A 21302-nucleotide genomic window follows, 5' to 3' on the forward strand; every position below is an offset into this window, starting at 1 on the left:
TTATGAAAAAAGAAGTAAAAGTAGGTTTGTTGGGTATTGTTACTTTCGCAATTTTCTATCTTGGATTTAATTTTTTAAAAGGCTTAGATGTTTTCCGTACAGAAAATGAATACTTTGCCTACTATTCAAATGTAGAAGGTTTGCAAACCTCAAACCCTGTGATGTATAATGGTGTAACCATAGGAAGAGTAGTAGAGGTAGTGCCGGAACAAAACCAGAACAGGGTAAAAGTTCTTTTAGCAATCAAACGTGAAATTTCTCTCAATGATAATTCAGTAGCCATTCTATCTGACAACGGGCTATTAGGGGGTAAAATGATAAAACTGCTGATTCAGACCGGAAATCCTTTAAAAGATGAGGGTATATTGAAAAGTGAGATTGAAGGCGGATTAATGAGCGGTTTAAGTGAAAAAGCCTCTCCGGTTCTGAAAAATGCCGACTCATTGATTGTTACCCTTACTACTATTGTCAAACAATTTGACCAGACAGGTGTGGCCTTGAAAGCATTGGTTGCCAATGCCAACCAGGCAACTACGGGTGTGAATGCAGTAGTGGCCTCTAACGCAAAAAATTTATCTGCCATTACGGCCAATGCTGCAACACTTACTTCTAATCTGAACGGCATAGCCACTAATTTAGATTCTCAGATAAAACCTATTCTGCAAAAGACCAATACTTTTGCCGATTCGCTCAATGCAATTCGCTTAGGGCAAACCGTAGCACAACTCAATAACTCTGTGGCAAGTCTGCAAGGAATCCTGAAAGACATTAATCAGGGTAAAGGCACACTTGGTAAACTCACTTCTGACGACTCGCTTTACGTAAATTTAGATAGAACTGCTGCCAACCTTGCTGCCTTAATGGCCGACCTGAAAGCTAACCCGAAGCGCTATGTACATTTTTCTTTATTTGGTGGAAAAAAAGACAAAGAGAAAAAGAAATAAATGACTTAGTATGGGCTAAAAGAAACGTTTTTACGTTATGCTGATGTAATTATTCGAAAGATAAAAACGATAGTCCATGTTCAGAGGTCTGCGCAGCATACTCATCATATTCTTCATTGTTATCGGTTCTATTTTTCTCTGGGAAAAAGGTAAATCTCTTAATCCTTTTAGTCAGCAGGAAATCAGGACTACGCATAATATGGTGCTGAAAGAAATGTCGGCCTTAGGAAAAATAGAATTAGCTAATTTTACCTTTCGTGATGTAGTAGAGCAGGAGCTGAAATTTAATTATCTGCCTAATCCTAAAGCCATTCTGATTGTGCAGGGCAATGCCATCGGTTGTATAGATTTAACAAAAGTGAAAGCCGAAGATGTAGCCACCAAAGATGATACACTGATTGTACATTTACCTGACCCGGAGCTATGCCATTATAGCATAGACCATAAAAATTCCAGGATTTATGATACACAGTATGCGTTTATGAACGAGCAAACTTTACTGAATGAGGCTTATAGTCGTGCACAGGACAAAATCAAAGAGTCGGCACTTGAAATGGGGATATTAGAACAAACAAAGAAGAACGCTGACTTGGTACTGAAGCCAATCCTCGAAAAAATATCAGGGAAAAAAGTAGTGTTACAGTATCAGTTGAGGGCAACCTTAGATAAGCCGAAGTAACAGGTTACACTTTTCCGCCATAAGATAAATCTCCTGCATCGCCTAAACCCGGCACTATATAAGACTTGTTGTTAAGGTCTTCATCAATATCTCCTATCCATAAACGACATTGAGGCAATCGGGCTTTGATGAATCTGACTCCCCTACGACTGGCAATGGCTGATACAATATGTGTCTTGGCCGGAATCCCGTAACGAAGCATGGCATGATACGCTTTTTCTATAGACTTTCCGGTAGCCAGCATCGGGTCGCTGATAATCAGCACTTTATCCTGAATATCCGGACTGGTAATATAGTCCATCTCTATCTCGAAAGATTCTTTGTCATCATGTTTGCCACGATAGGCACCTATAAAAGCATTTTCAGCTTTATCGTAGTAATTCAATAATCCCTGATGTAGCGGTAAGCCAGCCCGAAGTATAGTAACCAGAACCACCTGTTGCGAAACCTGCTGAGTAATCTTTGCCCCTAACTGAGTTACCACATCACGGTTCTGATAGGTCAATGTCTTTGAAATTTCATAAGCAAAGATTTCACCAAGACGCTCCATATTCTTTCTGAATCGCATGGCGTCTTTCTGTGTTTCCTGGTTACGTAATTCAGCCAAAAAATGATTGGCAATAGAATAGGTTTCGGTAAGGACAAACATGAGCTGTTGTTTGAGACGACTATAGGCTTAAAATATGCACCATTCTCAGCAAATCGTCGTGAATTGGCTTAGGTTTTTTTATGGTATCAATAAATGGTGTATAAACCATTTCATTATTTACGATTCCTGCCATCACATTTTTATAGCCCTTTATCAAACCCTCTACTGCCCCTACACCCAAACGGCTTGCCAGAATACGGTCGTAGGCCGTTGGTGTACCACCTCTCTGAATATGGCCTAAGGTTGTAACCCTGATATCCAATTTATCGGCTACTTGTGATTTTATTTTTTCTGCAATATCAGTAGCGTGTCCTTCCTCGTCGCCTTCGGCTACTACAACTATCGATGAAGACTTTGAGCGGGTCCAGCCGTCTTTCAGGGTACTTACTACTTTTTTCAGTGGTGTATGTGTCTCCGGCACCATTACAATTTCGGCACCGCCACCAATACCCGACTGAATAGCAATATATCCTGAATCACGACCCATTACTTCAATAAAGAAAACACGGTCGTGTGAGTCGGCCGTATCACGTATTTTATCAATGGCTTCCAGCGCCGTATTTACTGCAGTATCAAACCCAATTGTATAGTCAGTACCATACAGGTCATTATCAATCGTTCCCGGGCAACCTACAGTCGGGATTTCATATTCATTAAAAAAAACTTCTGCTCCTGTAAATGTTCCGTTTCCACCAATAGCCACCAAACCTTCAATGCCTGCATTCATCAGATTCTCATAGGCTTTTTTTCTACCTTCAGGGGTCATAAACTCTTTACTACGTGCTGATTTCAGGGTAGTACCTCCTCTTTGCACAATATTACTTACCGACTGTGATGTCATTGGAAAAATATCTCCTGCAATCATTCCACTATATCCTCTCCTGATACCATATACCTCTAATCCATGATAAATGGCTCCCCGCACCACCGCTCTTATACAAGCATTCATGCCCGGAGCATCACCACCAGAGGTAAAAACTGCAATTCGTTTCATCTTAATATAGGTACTTTATTTTAGCTTAGAATTAAAATAAAAATAGTTTAATATGGTTGTATTGTCTTACCGCAAAAGTAATTAGTTTTATTCACTTCTCCCAAATTTTAATTGTTATTAGTATTTAATGATTATTCTGTTAAAAGTAATTTTACCAAAATAATATTCTTTTATATAACTATTTTAAGAAACATTTGAATAATATCATCTTTAAAAGCCTGATTAAGCATTTGGCTTAACAAAAAAATATTTTTTCAGCATAATTTATTTCTTCTTACGGGGCAACTTCTTTTTAGCACAACCATAAATCACTCACTATCAGCCACTTACAAACAACAACACAAAAAATGATTTTTTGGCATACTATTTGAAACTGATTTACTGAAGTCATTACGACCCAATCCCACTTACTAAATTAAGTTAGCTATAATTAACTTTTACAAAATGTCAGGAATAAAATTACTTTCAAAGAGACACCGTTCTTTTACCGGAACGATTATGTTTCTACTCTTAGGTGCTTTCCCTTTAATGGCGCAAACAGGCTCTGAAAATGTTGGTATCGGAACAACGAAACCTGACAGATCAGCCCTATTAGACCTTTCATCGACCTCTAAAGGTTTACTAATCCCCCGCATGACTTTAGAACAACGCGGTAAAATTATGAATCCGGCAAACGGCTTGATGATTTACCAGACCGATTTTCTGGCAGGCTTTTATTATTATGACGGCACGGCATGGAAAAGCATGTCTGCATCTAACATCGGCAAATCTCTCAGGTCAGATGCAGCTGTAAACGAGGCAACCTGGAGCATCAACGGTAATGCAGGAACTAATTCAGATTTACATTTTATAGGTACAACCGATACTACTTCTTTATCTTTTAAAGTAAATAATTTCCGTTCGGGTCTCATTGATTACCGCTATGGTAATACTTATTTCGGATATAGAGCAGGTTATAGAAGCATAGGTTTCAACTCTGTGGCTATCGGGGCTTATGCCTTGCATGAAGTGAATTTAGGTTTAAACAATATAGCCGTAGGTTACCAGGCTTTACCTAATAATCAGACAGGTAGTGATAACGTAGCCGTAGGTACAAGTGCCTTGTTTTTCAATGTTGTAGGCTCACAAAATATAGCTATAGGCACACAGGCCGGGCAAAAATCGGTAGGCGACGGAAACGTCTTTATCGGAAATAATGCTGGGGTTAATGAAATAGGCAACAACAAATTATACATAGAAAATGGTAGCCCGAATGGGCCTCTTCTATATGGAGATTTTGCCAAAGGGTTCTTGGGTATCAACACCAAAGCTCCTGAATCTGCACTTAGCATTGATAGTAAATCAGCCAATATCAGCGGTTTACAGTTTAAGAATCTTACGAATGCTTCTCCGGCGTCAAGACCTAATCAGAAAGTATTATCAGTTGATGATAAAGGTAGAGTAATATTGGTAAGAGATTCGATTGGTGTAGGCACTACGTTTCCTACCGCCCCGACAACCAACTACTGGACAGCTAAAGGCAATGCTATTGAAAACAACAATGTTGGCGATGTAGTAGTGGGTAATATTCGTTTCAAAAGTCTGCGTTCTACTTCAACAGCGGGTAAATCGAACGGCAAGGTTTTATCAATAGACGAAAATGGTTTACTGGTTTTAGTAAAAGACTCTGTTGGAACGGCTAAAAACCAGACCAATGTTATCAATGGTTTCTGGGAAGAAAATGACAATACGCTTTCTAACCTTAATGATAACGGTGTAGTAGAACTAAAAGGCTCAGTAAAGCTAAAAAACCTGACTGCTTATAACCAGGCCTTTACACCTTACGGAAAAGTATTAACTGTTACAGATGAGGGGCGCCTGATTCTGGTAAGAGACTCTGTGGGTGTGGGAGGTGGTGGGCCTTCTTCGTGGAATATCAACGGGAATAATATTTCAAATAATAACTCCGGAACTGTACAAATCAATGCAGGGCTGAAACTATCTCAACTTACCAACGCAACTCCGGCAAGTGTAACCAGCCAGAAGTTCTTATCGGTTGATAATCAGGGAAATGTTATTTTAGCTAATAGTGCTGCCACAGGTGGAGGAGAAACTAACTGGGCACTTACCGGCAACAATATCAGCAACAACAATACAGGTATTGTAACCATTAATAATGGATTGACTACCAAAAATGGTATTAAAATAGAAACAGGTAAACTAACACTATCACAGCTAACGGCCAATTCAACTGCCGGAAAACCAAATGGCAAGGTTCTTTCAGTTGACAATGCAGGAAACCTGATATTGGTCAGAGACTCATTAGCTGCCACAAGTAATTCGGGGGGTGTACCTGTTATACCATCAACAGAGCCATCATCATGGTCTGTGAATGATAACAATATTACCAATAAAAACTCGGGCAATGTATTTATCAGCAATGGTTTGGTATTATCAAAATTAAGCAGTGATGCTCCTACTTCAATTACTTCACAAAAAGTACTCTCGGTTGATGCCAACGGACAAGTGATTCTGGTGAATACACCTGTATCAACCGGCAATGGTGGCATTGGAAACTCTTTATGGAGAAACAACGACAATGGCATCGGAATTGTAAATAACAATACAGGAGGCATTTTTGTAAACAGCAATGAAGATAATAAAAGTGGTCTGCAACTGACACGTTTAAAATCTTCTTCGCCTGCCGGAAATGCCTATGGCAAAGTGCTATCGGTAGATGATAGTGGGAACATAATTTTAGTAACTGATGGTGGTAGTAATGTAGAAAATTCATGGAATAATATTGATGGACGCTTACATAATGCCAACAACGGCAAGGTTGTCATTGGCACAGGTATTAACTCTTTCCCTGATGGCTATAGTCTGTTTGTAAAAAATGGTATCCTGACTGAGAGAGTAAGAGTGGCTCTGGCAAACTCGGAGCGTTGGGCCGACTATGTGTTCAAAGACGATTATAAATTGATGCCGCTGAAAGAGGTTGAGAAGTTTATTAAACATAATCAACACTTGCCCAATGTGCCATCGGCAGACGAAATGGCACAACGAGGCCTTGATGTAGCCGAAACTTCTGCCAAATTAATGGAGAAAATAGAAGAACTTACGCTCTATTTAATAGAAGCAAATAAAAAGATTGAGGAATTGGACAAGGAAGTAAAAAATCTTAAAAAAATACAAAAATAGACAATTCCTTTCTGAGTGAAAAATCCGACAGTGTTTTCCTAATTTTACAGTCCTTTTTTTCTTAAACAATTAAGGTTTATCGGATAGTGAATATATGCTTTCTATCTGATAAGCTGTAAAAAAAATTAGTTTTTAGCCAGAATATTTTCTTAAAAAATAGTAATTCTTAAATAAAACTGGCACACTAATTGCAATAGTATTTATTAAAATAATGCAAATATCAATAGTTTCATAATATTGATTTTTATGGGTTAGGGTTTATTGTTAAACGCCATGATACTTGATTATCGTGGCGTTTTTACATTGATGGCGAACCATTAAATTTCTCTATATTTACAGGTCATAATTTGTGATTGAGTGATTGAGTGAATTAGTGATTATTTTTGAAACAATAAGGTAATAATAACTTTAATAAATAATCAGATAAGGCAAAATCACTAAATCACCCATTCACTCAATCGCTCAATAGATATATGCCTAAATCTGTATCCTATTCACGTACAACTATTACCGAACTGATGATTCCTTCTTATGCCAATTTCGGCGGAAAAATTCATGGCGGTATTCTTCTTTCGCTGATGGACAAGGTAGCTTATGCCTGCGCCTCTAAACATGCAGGCACCTATGTAGTAACTGTGTCGGTTGATGGCGTTAATTTTTTGCAACCTATTGAAGTAGGCGAACTGCTGTCTTTACACGCTTCTGTCAACTACGTAGGGCGTAGCTCAATGGTAATTGGTATCAGAGTGGTATCAGAAAATGTAAAAACCGGAGAGCAAAAACATACTAATACCTCATACTTTACGATGGTAGCTAAAGATGACATAACCGGAAAACCAACCGAAGTACCGGAACTGATATTAGAAACCAAAGACGATATCAGGCGTTGTCTGGAGGCTATTAAGCGAAAAGAACTGAAAGAAGTCTATAAAGATGATTTTAATAATGAGATTTCAGAACTGCACATAGAAGGAAACCTGCATTTATTAGAAAAAGAAAGAATTATTATCAATCCATAACTTACTTCTTTATGAAAAACCTCATTACTATAATCTTTTCTTTTTTGTTATCATCTCATTTATTTGCTCAGAATTTAGACATTGATATTCTGAAAGATATACAAACTAACCGGACTCAAAACTCCGACCGTACTTTCGAGAATTTCAGCAAAGCTACCTATCCTATCAGTGCCGCTATTCCTATTGGTATTTTAGGGGTAGGGCTAATAAAAAAAGACAAAGATTTACAGCGACAAGGCATTGCCGCAGGAGCCGGAATGGTAGTATCTCTGGGTACTTCTTATATTCTAAAAAAAATAGTTGACCGCCCAAGACCCTTTCAGAAATATCCATTTATCCATCCGGCTATTGTTGAAACAGACCCTTCTTTTCCGTCAGGACATACAACAGCGGCTTTCGCAGCAGCTACTTCATTAAGTTTAACCGCCCGAAAATGGTATGTAACTATACCAGCCTTTTTGTGGGCAGGCACGGTAGCTTATTCCCGGTTGCATTTAGGAGTACACTATCCGACCGATGTGCTGGCAGGTGCGCTGATTGGCGCAGGTTCAACATGGGCCAGCTATAAGATTAACAGATGGCTTCAGAAAAAGAGACAGCATTGATTGATAATTACTGGTACTTTCTTGTGAACTTTAATGTACTGATACTTGTCTTAATTTTGCCGCATAAAAATTATAAAATCAATGAAAGCAATCCTATTAAAAGCATTTGGCAGTATAGATAATTTCGCAGTCGAGGAAATTGCACAACCTGTTATTCAGCGTAATGAAGTGTTAGTGGCTGTAAAAGCCATAAGTATTAACCCTGTTGATATGAAAACCCGTTCGGGTAAGGCTTTGGCCACAAGGCTGAAAGATGAAAACCCGGTTATTTTAGGTTGGGATATTTCGGGCGTAGTAATTAATGTTGAACCTGATGTGAAAGACTTTAAAGTAGGCGACGAAGTATTTGGTATGGTTAATTTCCCCGGCAGTGGCAAGGCTTATGCCGAATATGTAGCCGCACCTGCCGCACATTTAGCTTTAAAACCTGCTAATATTACACATGAAGAAGCTGCCGCAGCTACTTTAGCAGCTCTAACTGCCTGGCAGGCATTCAATACGCATATAAAAATCAACTTGGGTAATAGAGTATTGATACATGCCGCAGCCGGAGGTGTAGGGCATTTTGCTGTACAGATAGCCAAGTATTTTGGTGGGTATGTAATTGGTACGGCATCGGCCGAAAATAAAGATTTTGTATTGAGTTTAGGGGCTGATGAGCATTTTGATTACAAATCAAAACCATTTGAAGAGGCCATCAGCGATATAGACATTGTATTAGATACGATTGGCGGCAACAATATTGAGCGTTCTTTTGAAGTCGTGAAAGAAGGTGGTACAGTTATTACACTGCCATCGAATACATCAGAAGGAATTGTTGAGAAAGCGAAGGCCAAAGGTATTCATGGTTTCTTTTTTATGGTACAATCGAATGGAGAAGACATGAAACAGATAGCAGGTTTACTTGAAAAGGGAATTATCAAACCCCATGTATCTGCTGTTTATTCGTTCGATGAAATAGGCAAAGCACATCAGCAAATAGAAACAGGCTCAACCAGAGGAAAGATTATTATTAAACTCTGAGAATATTTGTTATTGAGAGTGGCACATGATAGATTTGTCTGATTGTGCCCATACTCTACTTTTTCTGATTACTCTAACATTAAAACTATGATTAACAACTCTATTACCTTTGTGATACTACGACTGGCAATAGGAACCAGTATGTTCTGTCATGGCATTGTGCGTGTGGTAAAACTTCCCAAATTCAGTGCCTGGATGGTTGAAAAGTTTGTCAACTCTATGCTACCAAAGGCACTGGTTACACCGTTTAGTTATGCTCTTCCGATAATCGAACTGGTGATAGGTGTACTTTTATTGATAGGTCTGTTTACGAGGGTAGCCCTGATTGTCGGAGGATTCACAATGGTAGCGTTAATTTTTGGCTCAGGCATGATAGAAGACTGGGGCGCATTACCCTCACAAATGATTCATACTTTCTTTTTTGCAGTACTGCTCTCTTATCTGAATTACAATAGTTATTCGGTAGATAATGCTTTGAAGAGATAAATTTGTTTTGTCCTGAACTGTGATTTAACTGATTTGATGATTACGCTGATTTTACATTAAACTAAAATCCTTTCCTAACTCATGATATAATTTTCAGTTAAATCATCAAATCAGCTAAATCAAAGTTCAGACAAAAAATTACTTAGGCATCAACACGGTATCAATTACGTGTATCACGCCATTACTTTGGTTTACATCTGCAATCGTTACTTTTGCCATTCCGCCTTTTTCGTCAGTAATCCATACATTTTTGCCTTTCATCCAGGCTGTCAGTGTACCGCCTTGTGCAGTTTTCAACGTAGCTTTACCGTTGCCTTCTTTAATTTTTGCCATCAAATCCTGTGCACTCCATTTACCAGGCACTACATGGTAAGTCAGAATGGTAGTCAACATAGTTTTGTTTTCAGGTTTTACCAATGTTTCTACAGTTCCGGCAGGTAGTTTATCAAATGCCTTGTTTGTTGGAGCAAATACCGTAAATGGGCCTGCACTTTGCAAAGTTTCTACTAATCCTGCGGCTTTTACTGCTGCTACCAATGTGGTGTGGTCTTTTGAGTTAACTGCGTTTTCAACAATGTTTTTTGATGGATACATCGGGGCTCCACCTACCTCTACGGTTTTTTCCTGTGAAAATGAGGCAATAGAAATGAAGGCAGCCATAAAGCTGATTGCTAAAGTTTTCATGGTTACTTTGTTTTTTTTAGATTGAGTTATTTATTGTAATTTTTGAATTATACTTCAACTAACGGGATTCTTCTGCAATTGGATTGAAAAGCAGTTTTATTTTTTCTTAATAATTTTTAAGCACCTATTAGTCAACACTTTACGGCAGACTATTTTATTAAACGAATTATTTCGTTGTTTTTAAGAAGAAAAAAAGAAAATCTATTCAACTTAAATAATTATTTCAGATTTTTGCAGAAGTTTTCGCCCATACTTATGAACCGCTTCGACCGAATCACTGCTATCTTAATTCAACTACAATCGAAAAAAATCGTAAAAGCACAGGATATAGCCGACCGATTTAATATCAGTCTGAGAACTGTGTATAGAGATGTGCGTTCATTAGAAGAAGCAGGTGTGCCGATTATTGGCGAAGCAGGCATCGGGTATTCAATTATGGATGGCTACCGATTGCCGCCCGTGATGTTTACCCGTGAAGAGGCACGAACTTTTATTACTGCCGAAAAACTGATGGAAACTTTTACTGACCTTTCAACCAAAGCCAGTTATAAATCGGCTATGTATAAAGTGAAAGCGGTGCTAAAAAGTGCAGAAAAAGATATGCTTGATAGTATTGAAGAAAACATTGAGGTACGCCAGCGAACTACCCCTTTCAATAAATCTATCAGCAATACCCTTGAAATTATCCTGAACAGTATTTCTGAAAAGAAGATAGCCAAAATGGAGTATGTCAGCTTTAATTCGAGTGAACCCTTGCAACGCCGGATAGAGCCTGTAGGTATTTACCATGAGTTTAATTACTGGTACACGATTGCTTTCTGCCATTTAAGAAATGACTACCGACATTTCCGAACCGACCGGATTGCGAAGATTGCACTCACAGAAGAGCCTTTTAAAAAAGAGCATTATTCGCTGAAAGAATACCTGGAGCGTATGCCCGAAAACGATAACCTGGAAACAGTAGTGATAAGGGTAAATAAACCTGCCTTACGCTTTTTGCTGGAGCAGAAATACTTTAACGGCTTTGTTTCTGAAACAGATGAAGGGGAGGTAATGGAAATGACTTTTCTGAGTGCTTCGCTGGATGCTTTTGCCCGTTGGTACATTACTTTTGCCGACCAGGCCGAAATTTTAACACCAAAAAGCCTTAAAGACCAGTTGAAAACAATGGTTGCTAATATTTCTTCAAAATTTTAAAAAATTCTTCTACCCTGCTGACATAGGGCTGTCATTAGCCCATATTTACTTTGTAGCACTAAACGGAAAAAGGGTATGCTACAAGAACTTACTGTAACTACAGACAAGCACCTGCACACACAAATAAAAGATTATGCTATCTATAATCAGGTAGCAAACAAGCGGATTGTGAATTGGCTGAAAACCAACCCCACTGACCTGCTGAATGTGGAAGTACCCTCAAGCCTGAGTAGTGTTAAACAAACTTTAGTACATATATGGCAGGTGGAACTTTCGTGGTTTGCCTGTTTAACTAACACCTCGCCCCTACTACCCTATGAACAGACTTCAACTGCTTCAGCCGAAGAAATATTTGAAGGTTTGCTGGAGCAGTCAGAAAAATTTGCCGATTATATTTTAGACCTTGAAGAAACCGAACTGAAAGAAACCACACATGTATATATACCCCATATTTTAGACTGTAACATTCCACGCTTTGAACTCATACAACTTTGTTTTGACCACAGTACCTACCACAGGGTACAAATCACCAATATGGCACGCCATATCGGGTTAACTGATCCACCCATTACTAATTACATGTACTATCTCTCGCGAGAGCGGGCGTTAGCTTAAAAATTTTAGGTGTCTTTAGGGAAATACCGCTACCAATCTACAACTTTTACTATTTCCCACAACATTTATCTTTAATTGAATCTATGGGTAAACCTCCTGTATGCTTACCAATAAGTATAAAGAGGTTTACTCTTTTTTTATGCAATTCTTAGTAGGCTACCAATAAAAATCGCCCTTTTGTATCCGGTTATTGACACAAAAGGGCGACTCACTCAGTCCTATTAAATTTATTTTACTATGCCTTCAACTTCATTGCTACAGGGTCCCATCTTACTATTTTTTTAGTCAAATAACTTTCGTTACAAGCCAAAGCAGGAGCAGCGGCTCTAAAACCAAATTCGGCATCTTCTACTACGACTTTTCCGGTTCTTATGGCATCAAAGAAATTAGTGAAGTGGTCCACGTGTTCATTATAACCTGCTGGTGGGTTATATACAATATCTTCTTTTGTTTTCTTTTTTCTTTGTTCAGGCGTCCATTTAGCTTCAAAATCTTTCTGCATTTCTTCACGCATGGCTTTTGAGAACGTGAAAAGAGAGTCATATCCACCAAAACCAGGTGCTTCTGGCATAATGCTGTGTTTTACAGTAATTGTATTACCACGCACGTCAATAATCCCTTCAGAACCAATCAGACGGGTTAACTCCTGTCCACCTGTACCACTGATAAAGTTTACCTGTAAAGTCAACTGAAATGCCGGATGCTCAGGAGTATCAGGATATTGCATTACCCCCGACATTACATCAGGCAAATCACGTCCATCTTTCCAATAGCTGAATTGTCCGGTACTTACAATCGCTTCCGGCCCCTTAGAATTAGTCATGAAGTGTGTACCACTCAATAAGTGAATAAACAAGTCTCCTGCTACCCCTGTGCCCACATCTTTAAATGCTCTCCACCAGAAAAACTTCTTCGGGTCGTAAGGTATTTTCTTTCCGGTAATAGCAATAAATCTATCCCAGTCAAGCGTTTCAGGGCTGGCATCTTTCGGAATAGTATATTGCCATGCACCAATAGAACTTTGTCTGTCATTGACTGAGTTAACCATATTCAGCTTACCTATTTCTCCGGCAGCTAATAATTCTTTGGCTTTTGCCAGACCAATGCTACTTACCCGCTGGCTACCAATCTGCACTACTTTACCTGATTTCTTGGCGGCCGCTACTACCGGATGCCCTTCACTGATTTTGTAAATCATTGGTTTTTCGCAATACACATGCTTGCCTTTTGCCAAAGCATCTAATGTCATTTTGGCATGCCACACATCGGTAGTACAGATTAATATGGCATCAATATCACTTTTGTTGAGTAGTTCTCTATAGTCTCTTGTAACAAACAGGTCGTTACCATATGTTTCTTTGGCATTTTCAAGTCTGCCCGGATACAAATCGCAGATACCTGCTAATTCAACTCCGGGTACTTTCAGGGCAGAACCTAAATCATAATGTCCCTGAACACCAAAGCCAATCACACCAATTCTCACTTTGTCGTTGGCTGTAATTTTTTTGTCGTAGGTTAAAATACGCTCTTCTGCTTTCTGTTGGGCGGCTAAAGAAGCAAAAGGCGACGAAGCAGCTACTAAACTGGTAGCCCCAATCTGTTGTAGAAACTTCCTTCTGGAAGATGAACTATCGTTTTTCATGTTTTGTATTAAGGTTGATTTATTTGACTAAGTAACTTACAAAGGCAATTTTTTTACTATCAGCACTCCACGAAGGTACATTAATTGTGCCTTGTCCGCCAAAAAAAACCGGAGTAATATCTTTGATATCTTTGGTCTGCAAGTCCATCAAGCGAAGTTTCACATTTTTACCGAATAAATGGTTTTGTTTTTCGTCAGAAGTATAAGCAATATAAACAATCCATTTATTATCTGGCGAAGGATGAGCAAACCAGTTGGAGTTCTCATCAAACGTGAGTTGTTCGGGTTGCGTACCATCTGCAAACATACGCCATATTTGCATATGACCACTACGATACGAATTAAAATATATATATTTTCCGTCTGGCGAGTAATCAGGGCCATCATCTAAGCCTGTTGTTTCGGTCAGTCTCTTTTCTGTTCCTCCGTGCGACGGACCGTCCTCAACACCAATGGTATAAATATCAAAATTGCCGTTCCGTTCGGCACAATAGGCTAAAGTTTTGCCGTCAGGGCTCCAGCCATGCCAAAAAGAAGGTACTTCGGGGGTTACCAATCTGGGTTCACCCCCTGTTACCGGCAGTATATAAAGCGCCGATTTATACGACTTTGTCGATGGATGGTTTTTATCATGATTACTAATAACCAGCCATTTTTTATCAGGTGAAATACCGTGGTCGTTGTTATTAAATTTAGCAAATCCGGTATTCAGTTCTGTTATTTTCTTTGAAGATAAATCTAAGGTATGAATTTTCCCTTTACTATTCAAAATCAGGTAATTATCAGGGTGCCAGTTAGGTGCTTCAAAATGCTTTTTAATAGCTAATACTGTATCAATTTTTCCGGTAGTAATATCTACTATGTGGATATAACTGGTGGTATCAACCTTGGTTTGCGCCCAAGCACCAACGAAAATTGTACAAATAAAACAGATAGACAAGTGATTTTAAAATGAGGCATTGCAGCCCATGAGCAAAATGTTTTTTTCATAGAGTAATTGATTTAGAAAGAAAATAATGATTGAATGAACAAATGTAGAGAATCTTTTTCTTTATTATCTATTTTTTAGATAATAAATTTTATTACTATATTATCATTAAATAATCATATTTTAAAAACGTTGAATGCGAAGGATAAATCTTATATTTGTGGCGTTTTTAAGACAAAATCTGGCATTGATGGAGCAATTTGGCATTGATAAATACATTTCACATCTTTCGATTGACTGTGTGATTTTTGGATATAAGGATAGCGAACTGAAAGTTTTGATTTCTAAACCCAAATATGGGAAAGAGTTCTGGGCTTTACCCGGAGGCTATATTCTGAAAACTGAAAGTATTGATAAAGCCGCCAGCAGAATTCTGAAAGAACGAACAGATTTGGAAAATATCTATCTGGAACAGTTCAGGGTATTTGGTGATGAAAACCGTATCATCAGCAGCGAATACAAGGAAATTATGAAATCGGGACTGGCACAATATGATAGCAAACGATTTGATGCCAGAACCATTGAATGGATAACCAGTCGGTTTGTTTGTATAGGATATTATGCGCTGGTTGATATAAACAAGGTAAACCCTCAGAATAGTGAGTTTGACGAATATCTTGAGTGGAGAGGCATTAAGAATGTTCCGGAAATGACCTACGACCATAACGAGATTCTGACTTTTGCACTTCAAGCCCTCCGCCAGAATCTTGATCAGAAACTCATTGGTTTCAACCTGCTACCCGAAACTTTTACAATGCGGGAAATACAGTCGTTATACGAGGCTGTTTATGATAAACCATTTGCGATGAACAATTTTCAGAAGAAAATCCTTGACCTGAACGTATTAGAGCGACTTGAAAAGAAGTTTACGGGAGCGCAGAATAAAGCACCTTATGTATATCGGTTTAAGAAGAGTGAGGAATAAGATTCAAAAATCTTCTACATCTTGTTACGGTATGTTACAACGCTTGCATTTCCTCTTTGTCATAGTATTGAACCCGTTTTATTCATCCACAAAACCAATAACAGTATGTCGTTTCAAGCATATATAGATAATATCAAGCAAAAAACAGGTAAAACTCCTGAATATTTCAAGCAATTGGCAGAAGAAAAAGGTTTATTGAAACCGGGTGTAAAAGCAGGCGAAATAGTTGCCTGGCTTAAAGAAGATTTTGGCTTAGGTCATGGCCATGCGATGGCAATTTATACCACTTTAGACCCATCAAAAGTGGATAAAATTAAGGGAAAGGAAAAGAAGTAAGTTAATTTGTTATCTGATATATATTTGCTTATTCGCTTGAATAGTACAATAGGCTATTATTTTTCAACCCATTGATTCACAAACCCATGATTTATTCCAAGCGTATCGCTTTATTGTTAATTCTGCTTTTTTCTATTGGTGCAGTAGCGCAAAGCAAGAAACCAAAATTCAAAGTCATTGCTTTTTATACAGCCAAAAACGACAGAGCTCACATCAGTTATGTGCATGAAGCCAACAAATGGTTTCCGAAAATGGCTCAGGAAAATAATTTCACCTATGATTCTACCAATAACTGGAGCAATCTGAACGCTGATTTTTTGAAACAATATCAGGTAGTACTTTTTCTGGATACACGACCAGAAGACCCGGCACAAAGAGCGACTTTCAAACAATATATGGAAAACGGTGGTGCCTGGATGGGTTTCCATTTTGCTGCTTTTGCCTTGAACAAATCATCCTTTAATCAGGATTGGGACTGGTATCATCAGGAATTTTTAGGTTCGGGCGAATATGGAAGCAATACGTGGCGACCTACGTCTGCTGTTTTAAGGGTAGAGTCAAAAAACCATCCGGCTATGAAACATCTGCCCGAAACCTTTAAATCATCGCCTAATGAATGGTACAGATGGAAAAATGACTTAAAAGCAAACCCTGATATAGAGATTCTGCTGTCTATCGACTCTACAAGTTTTCCGTTAGGGACAGGTCCTAAACAGCACGAAATCTGGCATAGTGGGTATTATCCTGTGGTCTGGACAAACAAAAAATACAAGATGATATATGCCAACATGGGGCATAACGACATTGATTACGAAGGCAAAACCAATAAAGAATTATCTTTTACTTTCAACAACGAAACTCAGAACAAATTCCTGCTTGATGCGTTGTTATGGTTAGGCAATGGAAAGAAAAAATAATTGAGCGATTGAGCGATTGAGTGATTGTGTGATTTAGTGATTGTGTGATTTAGTGATTATAATTAAAGTCATTATAGTTGCCACCAATTTAAAAAATCACTCATTCACTAAATCACTAATTCACTCAATCCCTATATACATGAAACAACAAATCGCACATATCTCTTTAGTAGTCAACGATTATGACGAGGCTATAGAATTCTATACTCAAAAATTGAATTTCAAACTGATAGAAGATACCCCTTTGAGCGATACCAAACGTTGGATAATCGTTAGTCCACCGGGTAGTACTACGGGATGTAATCTGTTATTAGCCAAAGCATCTACCGAAGAACAAAAAAGCAGAGTGGGAAATCGGACAGGCGGGCGGGTGTTTTTATTCCTGTTTACCGACGATTTCTGGCGTGATTATAAAACCATGACAGCTAATGGTATTAAATTTACAAGACAACCCTCTGTAGAAGAATACGGAACTGTAGCCGTTTTTGAAGATTTATACGGCAACCTCTGGGATTTCATTGAATCTAAGAAAAGTACATAGTTTTCAGCCAGAACTTTTACCTGTAATCGCTCTTTCTTTTTTAAATCCAATACTACGTATAGCATGCGCTGTTGAGGCATTTCAAATGCTTTTTTACTTCAATGAAAGTATTTCTGAAAAATGCTTCTAAAATATTGGTTATCAGGTCATAAAAAATATATCATCAAAAAATAAAACCTGACAATTGATTAGTATATTTGATTAAAAAACAGATTGAGTCATGGCAAAAAAACTACTGATTCTGCTCTTCGTATTGAGTTTCCGGCAAATTTTTGCCAACTCAATTCTGGTTCCGATGGACGATACCCAATCTAACCATCTGAAAGCCTATGGGATAGCCTATAATACGCTTCAACAGAATACAGAACTTGACTGGCTGCTTAATTACCGGGGAGGTAGTTTTCTGTTCGATTATACTCCTGTTTTAGAAAAAGAATGTCTGGTAAGAGGGGTGTCTTTTGAGGTAGTTTCTACCGCCAATGTGCAAACGATTCTGAAAGAAATTGCTGACCCTGACGTAAATATGGAGGTAGTGCGTTTGTATAAAGCGGCAAAAATAGCCGTTTACTCTCCTATCAAAGTGAGTCGCTCTAACTTTGAAGATACTGATGCTGTTTTATTAGTATTAAAATATGCCGAGATTCCGTTTGAAGTAGTGTATGATGAAGAAATCGTGAGAGGTGATTTAGCTAAATACGACTGGCTTCACCTGCACCACGAAGATTTTACAGGGCAGTATGGCCGCAATATGCGGCGTATGTCGGCTTTGGATATGAAGGCTCAGGAAGACATTGCCAAACGTCTGAAATACCCAAAGGTATCGGCATTGAAGTTAGATGTAGCCAAAATGATTAAGCTCTTTTGTATGGGTGGTGGTTATTTGTTCGCCATGTGTTCTGGTGCTGAAACGTTAGACATCGCTTTGTCGGCAGAAGGAACTGATATAGTAAGCAGCCGATTTGATGGAGACGATATTGATGCCCATGCCCAATCAAAATTAGATTTTAATAAAACCCTGGCTTTTGAAAATTACAGTTTGTATCTGAGCGATGGTGAGGGCTACGGTTCTATGTCGTTTTCGGATATTAACGTTTGGTCGGGCAGATTTGATGACGAAGTAACCTCTTATTTCGATTTATTCGATTTCTCTGCCAAATGGGATGTCATTCCGGCTATGTTAGGGCAGAACCATGAGCACCTCATCAGAGAGTTTATGGGCCAAACCTCTGCTTTCAATAAGAAAACAGTCAAATCAAATGTACTGGTTATGGGTGAAGGCAAAGAATCTCATCGCTATATCTATGGCGAATTAGGTTTAGGGCAATGGGTATTCTACGGCGGTCATGACCCTGAAGGACGAAGGGGTTTTCATCGTACCCCTACCGACCTGAATCTTTTTCCACATTCGCCGGGTTATCGGCTTATTCTCAACAATGTGTTGTTTCCATCAGCCAAGAAAAAGAAAAGAAAGACCTGATGGGTTCATTTAATAAAAAACTCTATACATAATTCAAATCAGGCTTCGGTCTGATTTTTTTTTATTTTATCTTTGGCTACAAGAGTATAAATAGTTTTTTTACATTTTCTCCGGCTGGTTAAGCCATTTGTCATAATTCTGTCCGGTTTTATTCAAAAAATGCCTATTTTTAGCTATTAAACTGTTTATTTCTGCACATAACCTTTATGAAACCCTATGGATTATTTTGATAATTTAGAACCTTTGCTACGTACTTTCTGGTACATTGCTATTCCTGCAAGCCTGATTTTCCTGATTCAGACTATCATGACTTTTGCCGGAGTTGATGCCGCCGATGGGCTTGAAGCTGACTTTGACGGAGATTTAGGCAACTCGCACGAGCCTTTTCAGCTTTTCTCTTTCCGAAACCTGATTAATTTCCTTTTAGGCTTCAGTTGGGCGGGCATCTCGTTTTATAAACTTATTGGCAATCAGTTTGTACTTACTGTGGTTGCCTTTCTTATCGGTGTCGCCTTTGTAGCTGTTTTCTTTTTCATCATTCAACAAATCGGTAAGCTCTCCGAAGATAACTCTTTCCGGATTAGTAATACAGTTAATCAGGTGGGTTCTGTTTACCTGAGTATTCCTGAACGTAAAAGTGGCAAAGGAAAGGTACAGGTAAGTGTCAAAGGCGCCTTTTATGAATTAGATGCCATTACCGAAAATGGAAGAATCAAAACGAATGAAATTGTAAGAGTCATTGGGATTGAGAATAATACCCTTGTCGTAGAAAAAATTTAACCGTATATAAACACATGCTCGAAATGTCTTCTCCACTCATTATTATTGTTGTGGCTTCTATTGTTCTTTTTGTAACAATTACTGCTCTTATTTCAAGATATAAAAGATGCCCGTCTGATAAAATTTTAGTAGTTTATGGCAGAACCGGAGGAACCTCTGCCAAATGTATTCATGGTGGCGGTGCATTTATCTGGCCTGTTATTCAGGATTATGCTTACTTAGACCTGAAACCTATTTCTATTGAAGCTAATCTGACTAATGCACTTAGCCGTCAGAATATCCGTGTAGATGTACCTTGTCGGTTTACCATTGCTATATCTACCGAACCGGATAGTATGAATAATGCGGCTGAAAGGCTATTAGGCTTAACAGCCGAGCAGATACAGGAATTATCGAAAGATATTCTTTTTGGACAGCTGCGTCTGGTAATTGCTACTATGACTATCGAAGAAATTAACTCAGACAGAGATAAGTTTTTAGATAATATCTCTAAAAACGTAGATACCGAATTGAAGAAAATCGGTTTAAAACTGATTAACGTGAACGTAACCGATATTAAAGATGAATCGGGTTATATTGAGGCTTTGGGGAAAGAAGCAGCAGCGAAGGCTATCAACGAAGCCAAAATCAGCGTTGCTGCTCAGGAGAAAATCGGAGAAACCGGAAAAGCAATGGCAGACCGTGAAAAAGATATTCTGATTGCTGAAACCCACAGAGACCGGGACGTAAAAATAGCCATTACCCAAAAAGACCGTGAAATCAGTATTGCTTCGGCCGGAAAAGACGAAGCCATTGGGAAAGCCGAAGCCCAGAGAGATACCCGTGTGAAAACCTCGGAAGCTAACGCAATAGCCGTAAAAGGAGAAAACGAAGCCAAAATTGCTATTGCCAATTCAGAAGCACTGAGAAGAGAAAAAGAAGCAGAGGCACTGCGTATAGCTATTACAGCCGAAAAAGTACAACAAGCCAAAGCCTTGGAAGAAGCGTATCTGGCCGAGCAGAAAGCCGAGTTAGCACGGTCGGAAAGAGAGCGTTCTACACAAATTGCCAACATTGTGATTCCGGCTGAAATTGCCAAGCAACGAGCTATTATAGAAGCACAGGCTGAAGCCGAAAGAATCAGAGAAAGTGCCAAAGGAGAAGCTGACGCTATTTACGCCAAAATGGAAGCAGAAGCCAAAGGTTTGTTTGAAATCTTGACCAAACAGGCAGAGGGTTATAGAGAAGTAGTAGCTGCTGCAGGTGGAGACCCAACCAAGGCATTCCAGTTGCTTTTGATTGAAAAACTCCCTGAATTGGTTAAAACACAGGTAGAAGCCGTTAAAAACATTAAGATTGATAAAATTACCGTATGGGATTCGGGTAATGGTGCCACTGAAAACGGGAGCTCTTCTACTGCCAATTTTGTATCGGGTATGATGAAAACAGTGCCACCGTTAAATGACCTGTTTAATATGGCGGGATTGAATCTGCCTACGTATCTGAAAGGGGAAGATGTCCCGGAAAGTCCGGCACCAAAAGAAGAACCTAAAACCAAAAAATAGGCATAAACATTATTTAGAATTCATATAGTGCTATCAGTCTCAATGAATTGGTAGCACTATTTTTTGTTAAAAATCGT

At 38.7% G+C, this 21302-nt stretch carries 21 protein-coding genes; 16 read left to right on the plus strand and 5 right to left on the minus strand.

The window, feature by feature from the left end:
- Positions 1-2 precede the first annotated feature (2 nt).
- Positions 3-944: an MlaD family protein gene (locus tag EWM59_RS11470; RefSeq protein WP_130021114.1), complete on the plus strand. Its 942-nt coding sequence runs from the start codon at positions 3-5 to the stop codon at positions 942-944.
- A gap of 76 nt (positions 945-1020) precedes the next feature.
- Entirely contained in the window at positions 1021-1623 is a 603-nt protein-coding gene (locus EWM59_RS11475) for a DUF4230 domain-containing protein (protein ID WP_130021115.1), read from the plus strand.
- Positions 1624-1627: 4 nt separating this feature from the next.
- Here EWM59_RS11475 and upp read toward each other — a convergent pair whose 3' ends face one another.
- Both upp and pfkA read right to left on the minus strand, forming a co-directional pair.
- Positions 1628-2272, minus strand: a complete 645-nt coding sequence (gene upp, locus EWM59_RS11480; RefSeq protein WP_130021116.1) for a uracil phosphoribosyltransferase — start codon at positions 2270-2272, stop codon at positions 1628-1630.
- 19 nt (positions 2273-2291) lie between these two features.
- Positions 2292-3266 carry a 6-phosphofructokinase gene (gene pfkA, locus EWM59_RS11485; RefSeq protein ID WP_130021117.1) on the minus strand — a complete coding sequence of 325 codons (975 nt, stop codon included), beginning with the start codon at positions 3264-3266 and terminating at the stop codon, positions 2292-2294.
- A gap of 444 nt (positions 3267-3710) precedes the next feature.
- Here pfkA and EWM59_RS11490 point away from each other — a divergent pair, with 444 nt between their 5' ends.
- The 5 genes from EWM59_RS11490 (at position 3711) to EWM59_RS11510 (ending at position 9579) form a co-directional block, all read left to right on the plus strand.
- A complete protein-coding gene (locus tag EWM59_RS11490; RefSeq protein ID WP_130021118.1) occupies positions 3711-6446 on the plus strand; it encodes a phage tail-like protein in 2736 nt (911 codons plus the stop codon).
- A gap of 473 nt (positions 6447-6919) precedes the next feature.
- Entirely contained in the window at positions 6920-7465 is a 546-nt protein-coding gene (locus EWM59_RS11495; RefSeq protein ID WP_130021119.1) for an acyl-CoA thioesterase, read from the plus strand.
- Between the two features lie 11 nt (positions 7466-7476).
- Positions 7477-8070 carry a phosphatase PAP2 family protein gene (locus EWM59_RS28385; RefSeq protein ID WP_130021120.1) on the plus strand — a complete coding sequence of 198 codons (594 nt, stop codon included), beginning with the start codon at positions 7477-7479 and terminating at the stop codon, positions 8068-8070.
- An 81-nt stretch (positions 8071-8151) separates the two neighbouring features.
- Complete coding sequence (locus EWM59_RS11505) at positions 8152-9093, plus strand: NADP-dependent oxidoreductase (protein WP_130021121.1); 942 nt, start codon at positions 8152-8154, stop codon at positions 9091-9093.
- Positions 9094-9180: 87 nt separating this feature from the next.
- Positions 9181-9579 carry a DoxX family protein gene (locus tag EWM59_RS11510; protein WP_130021122.1) on the plus strand — a complete coding sequence of 133 codons (399 nt, stop codon included), beginning with the start codon at positions 9181-9183 and terminating at the stop codon, positions 9577-9579.
- Positions 9580-9717: 138 nt separating this feature from the next.
- Here EWM59_RS11510 and EWM59_RS11515 read toward each other — a convergent pair whose 3' ends face one another.
- Complete coding sequence (locus EWM59_RS11515; RefSeq protein WP_130021123.1) at positions 9718-10263, minus strand: fasciclin domain-containing protein; 546 nt, start codon at positions 10261-10263, stop codon at positions 9718-9720.
- A 255-nt stretch (positions 10264-10518) separates the two neighbouring features.
- Between EWM59_RS11515 and EWM59_RS11520 the strand changes: the two genes are divergently transcribed.
- Entirely contained in the window at positions 10519-11460 is a 942-nt protein-coding gene (locus EWM59_RS11520) for a helix-turn-helix transcriptional regulator (protein WP_130021124.1), read from the plus strand.
- A gap of 75 nt (positions 11461-11535) precedes the next feature.
- The gene (locus tag EWM59_RS11525; protein ID WP_130021125.1) at positions 11536-12075 is read left to right on the plus strand and encodes a DinB family protein; all 540 of its coding nucleotides are present in this window, start codon (positions 11536-11538) and stop codon (positions 12073-12075) included.
- A gap of 235 nt (positions 12076-12310) precedes the next feature.
- On the opposite strand, the gene EWM59_RS11530 is transcribed toward EWM59_RS11525, so the two are convergent.
- Positions 12311-13717 (minus strand): Gfo/Idh/MocA family protein, encoded by a 1407-nt coding sequence (locus EWM59_RS11530; RefSeq protein WP_130021126.1) that lies wholly within the window; start codon positions 13715-13717, stop codon positions 12311-12313.
- A 19-nt stretch (positions 13718-13736) separates the two neighbouring features.
- Complete coding sequence (locus tag EWM59_RS11535; RefSeq protein ID WP_130021127.1) at positions 13737-14657, minus strand: TolB family protein; 921 nt, start codon at positions 14655-14657, stop codon at positions 13737-13739.
- A 238-nt stretch (positions 14658-14895) separates the two neighbouring features.
- On the opposite strand from EWM59_RS11535, the gene EWM59_RS11540 reads away from it, so the two are divergent.
- The 7 genes from EWM59_RS11540 (at position 14896) to EWM59_RS11570 (ending at position 21225) form a co-directional block, all read left to right on the plus strand.
- On the plus strand, positions 14896-15630 hold the full coding sequence (locus EWM59_RS11540) for an NUDIX hydrolase (protein ID WP_130021168.1): 735 nt from the start codon (positions 14896-14898) through the stop codon (positions 15628-15630).
- Positions 15631-15735: 105 nt separating this feature from the next.
- Positions 15736-15966 (plus strand): DUF4287 domain-containing protein, encoded by a 231-nt coding sequence (locus EWM59_RS11545; RefSeq protein ID WP_130021128.1) that lies wholly within the window; start codon positions 15736-15738, stop codon positions 15964-15966.
- A gap of 86 nt (positions 15967-16052) precedes the next feature.
- On the plus strand, positions 16053-16883 hold the full coding sequence (locus tag EWM59_RS11550; protein WP_130021129.1) for a ThuA domain-containing protein: 831 nt from the start codon (positions 16053-16055) through the stop codon (positions 16881-16883).
- 139 nt (positions 16884-17022) lie between these two features.
- Entirely contained in the window at positions 17023-17424 is a 402-nt protein-coding gene (locus EWM59_RS11555) for a VOC family protein (RefSeq protein WP_130021130.1), read from the plus strand.
- 220 nt (positions 17425-17644) lie between these two features.
- Entirely contained in the window at positions 17645-18901 is a 1257-nt protein-coding gene (locus EWM59_RS11560) for an asparagine synthetase B (RefSeq protein ID WP_130021131.1), read from the plus strand.
- Between the two features lie 216 nt (positions 18902-19117).
- The gene (locus tag EWM59_RS11565) at positions 19118-19681 is read left to right on the plus strand and encodes an NfeD family protein (RefSeq protein WP_130021132.1); all 564 of its coding nucleotides are present in this window, start codon (positions 19118-19120) and stop codon (positions 19679-19681) included.
- A 14-nt stretch (positions 19682-19695) separates the two neighbouring features.
- Positions 19696-21225, plus strand: a complete 1530-nt coding sequence (locus EWM59_RS11570) for a flotillin family protein (RefSeq protein ID WP_130021133.1) — start codon at positions 19696-19698, stop codon at positions 21223-21225.
- Positions 21226-21302 lie beyond the last annotated feature (77 nt).

It is taken from the genome of Emticicia agri, assembly GCF_004168285.1.
In the GTDB taxonomy this organism is placed as follows: domain Bacteria; phylum Bacteroidota; class Bacteroidia; order Cytophagales; family Spirosomataceae; genus Emticicia; species Emticicia agri.

Bases quoted from the DNA above. Each gene is read 5' to 3' on its own strand.
- EWM59_RS11475 (WP_130021115.1), top strand. From the start codon at position 1,021: ATGTTCAGAGGTCTGCGCAGCATACTCATCATATTCTTCATTGTTATC.
- EWM59_RS11515 (WP_130021123.1), bottom strand. From the start codon at position 10,263: ATGAAAACTTTAGCAATCAGCTTTATGGCTGCCTTCATTTCTATTGCC.
- EWM59_RS11545 (WP_130021128.1), top strand. From the start codon at position 15,736: ATGTCGTTTCAAGCATATATAGATAATATCAAGCAAAAAACAGGTAAA.
- EWM59_RS11490 (WP_130021118.1), top strand. From the start codon at position 3,711: ATGTCAGGAATAAAATTACTTTCAAAGAGACACCGTTCTTTTACCGGA.
- EWM59_RS11570 (WP_130021133.1), top strand. From the start codon at position 19,696: ATGCTCGAAATGTCTTCTCCACTCATTATTATTGTTGTGGCTTCTATT.
- pfkA (WP_130021117.1), bottom strand. From the start codon at position 3,266: ATGAAACGAATTGCAGTTTTTACCTCTGGTGGTGATGCTCCGGGCATG.
- EWM59_RS11520 (WP_130021124.1), top strand. From the start codon at position 10,519: ATGAACCGCTTCGACCGAATCACTGCTATCTTAATTCAACTACAATCG.
- EWM59_RS11550 (WP_130021129.1), top strand. From the start codon at position 16,053: ATGATTTATTCCAAGCGTATCGCTTTATTGTTAATTCTGCTTTTTTCT.
- EWM59_RS11530 (WP_130021126.1), bottom strand. From the start codon at position 13,717: ATGAAAAACGATAGTTCATCTTCCAGAAGGAAGTTTCTACAACAGATT.
- EWM59_RS11510 (WP_130021122.1), top strand. From the start codon at position 9,181: ATGATTAACAACTCTATTACCTTTGTGATACTACGACTGGCAATAGGA.
- EWM59_RS11540 (WP_130021168.1), top strand. From the start codon at position 14,896: ATGGAGCAATTTGGCATTGATAAATACATTTCACATCTTTCGATTGAC.
- EWM59_RS28385 (WP_130021120.1), top strand. From the start codon at position 7,477: ATGAAAAACCTCATTACTATAATCTTTTCTTTTTTGTTATCATCTCAT.
- EWM59_RS11470 (WP_130021114.1), top strand. From the start codon at position 3: ATGAAAAAAGAAGTAAAAGTAGGTTTGTTGGGTATTGTTACTTTCGCA.
- EWM59_RS11505 (WP_130021121.1), top strand. From the start codon at position 8,152: ATGAAAGCAATCCTATTAAAAGCATTTGGCAGTATAGATAATTTCGCA.
- EWM59_RS11555 (WP_130021130.1), top strand. From the start codon at position 17,023: ATGAAACAACAAATCGCACATATCTCTTTAGTAGTCAACGATTATGAC.
- EWM59_RS11525 (WP_130021125.1), top strand. From the start codon at position 11,536: ATGCTACAAGAACTTACTGTAACTACAGACAAGCACCTGCACACACAA.
- EWM59_RS11560 (WP_130021131.1), top strand. From the start codon at position 17,645: ATGGCAAAAAAACTACTGATTCTGCTCTTCGTATTGAGTTTCCGGCAA.
- EWM59_RS11495 (WP_130021119.1), top strand. From the start codon at position 6,920: ATGCCTAAATCTGTATCCTATTCACGTACAACTATTACCGAACTGATG.
- upp (WP_130021116.1), bottom strand. From the start codon at position 2,272: ATGTTTGTCCTTACCGAAACCTATTCTATTGCCAATCATTTTTTGGCT.
- EWM59_RS11565 (WP_130021132.1), top strand. From the start codon at position 19,118: ATGGATTATTTTGATAATTTAGAACCTTTGCTACGTACTTTCTGGTAC.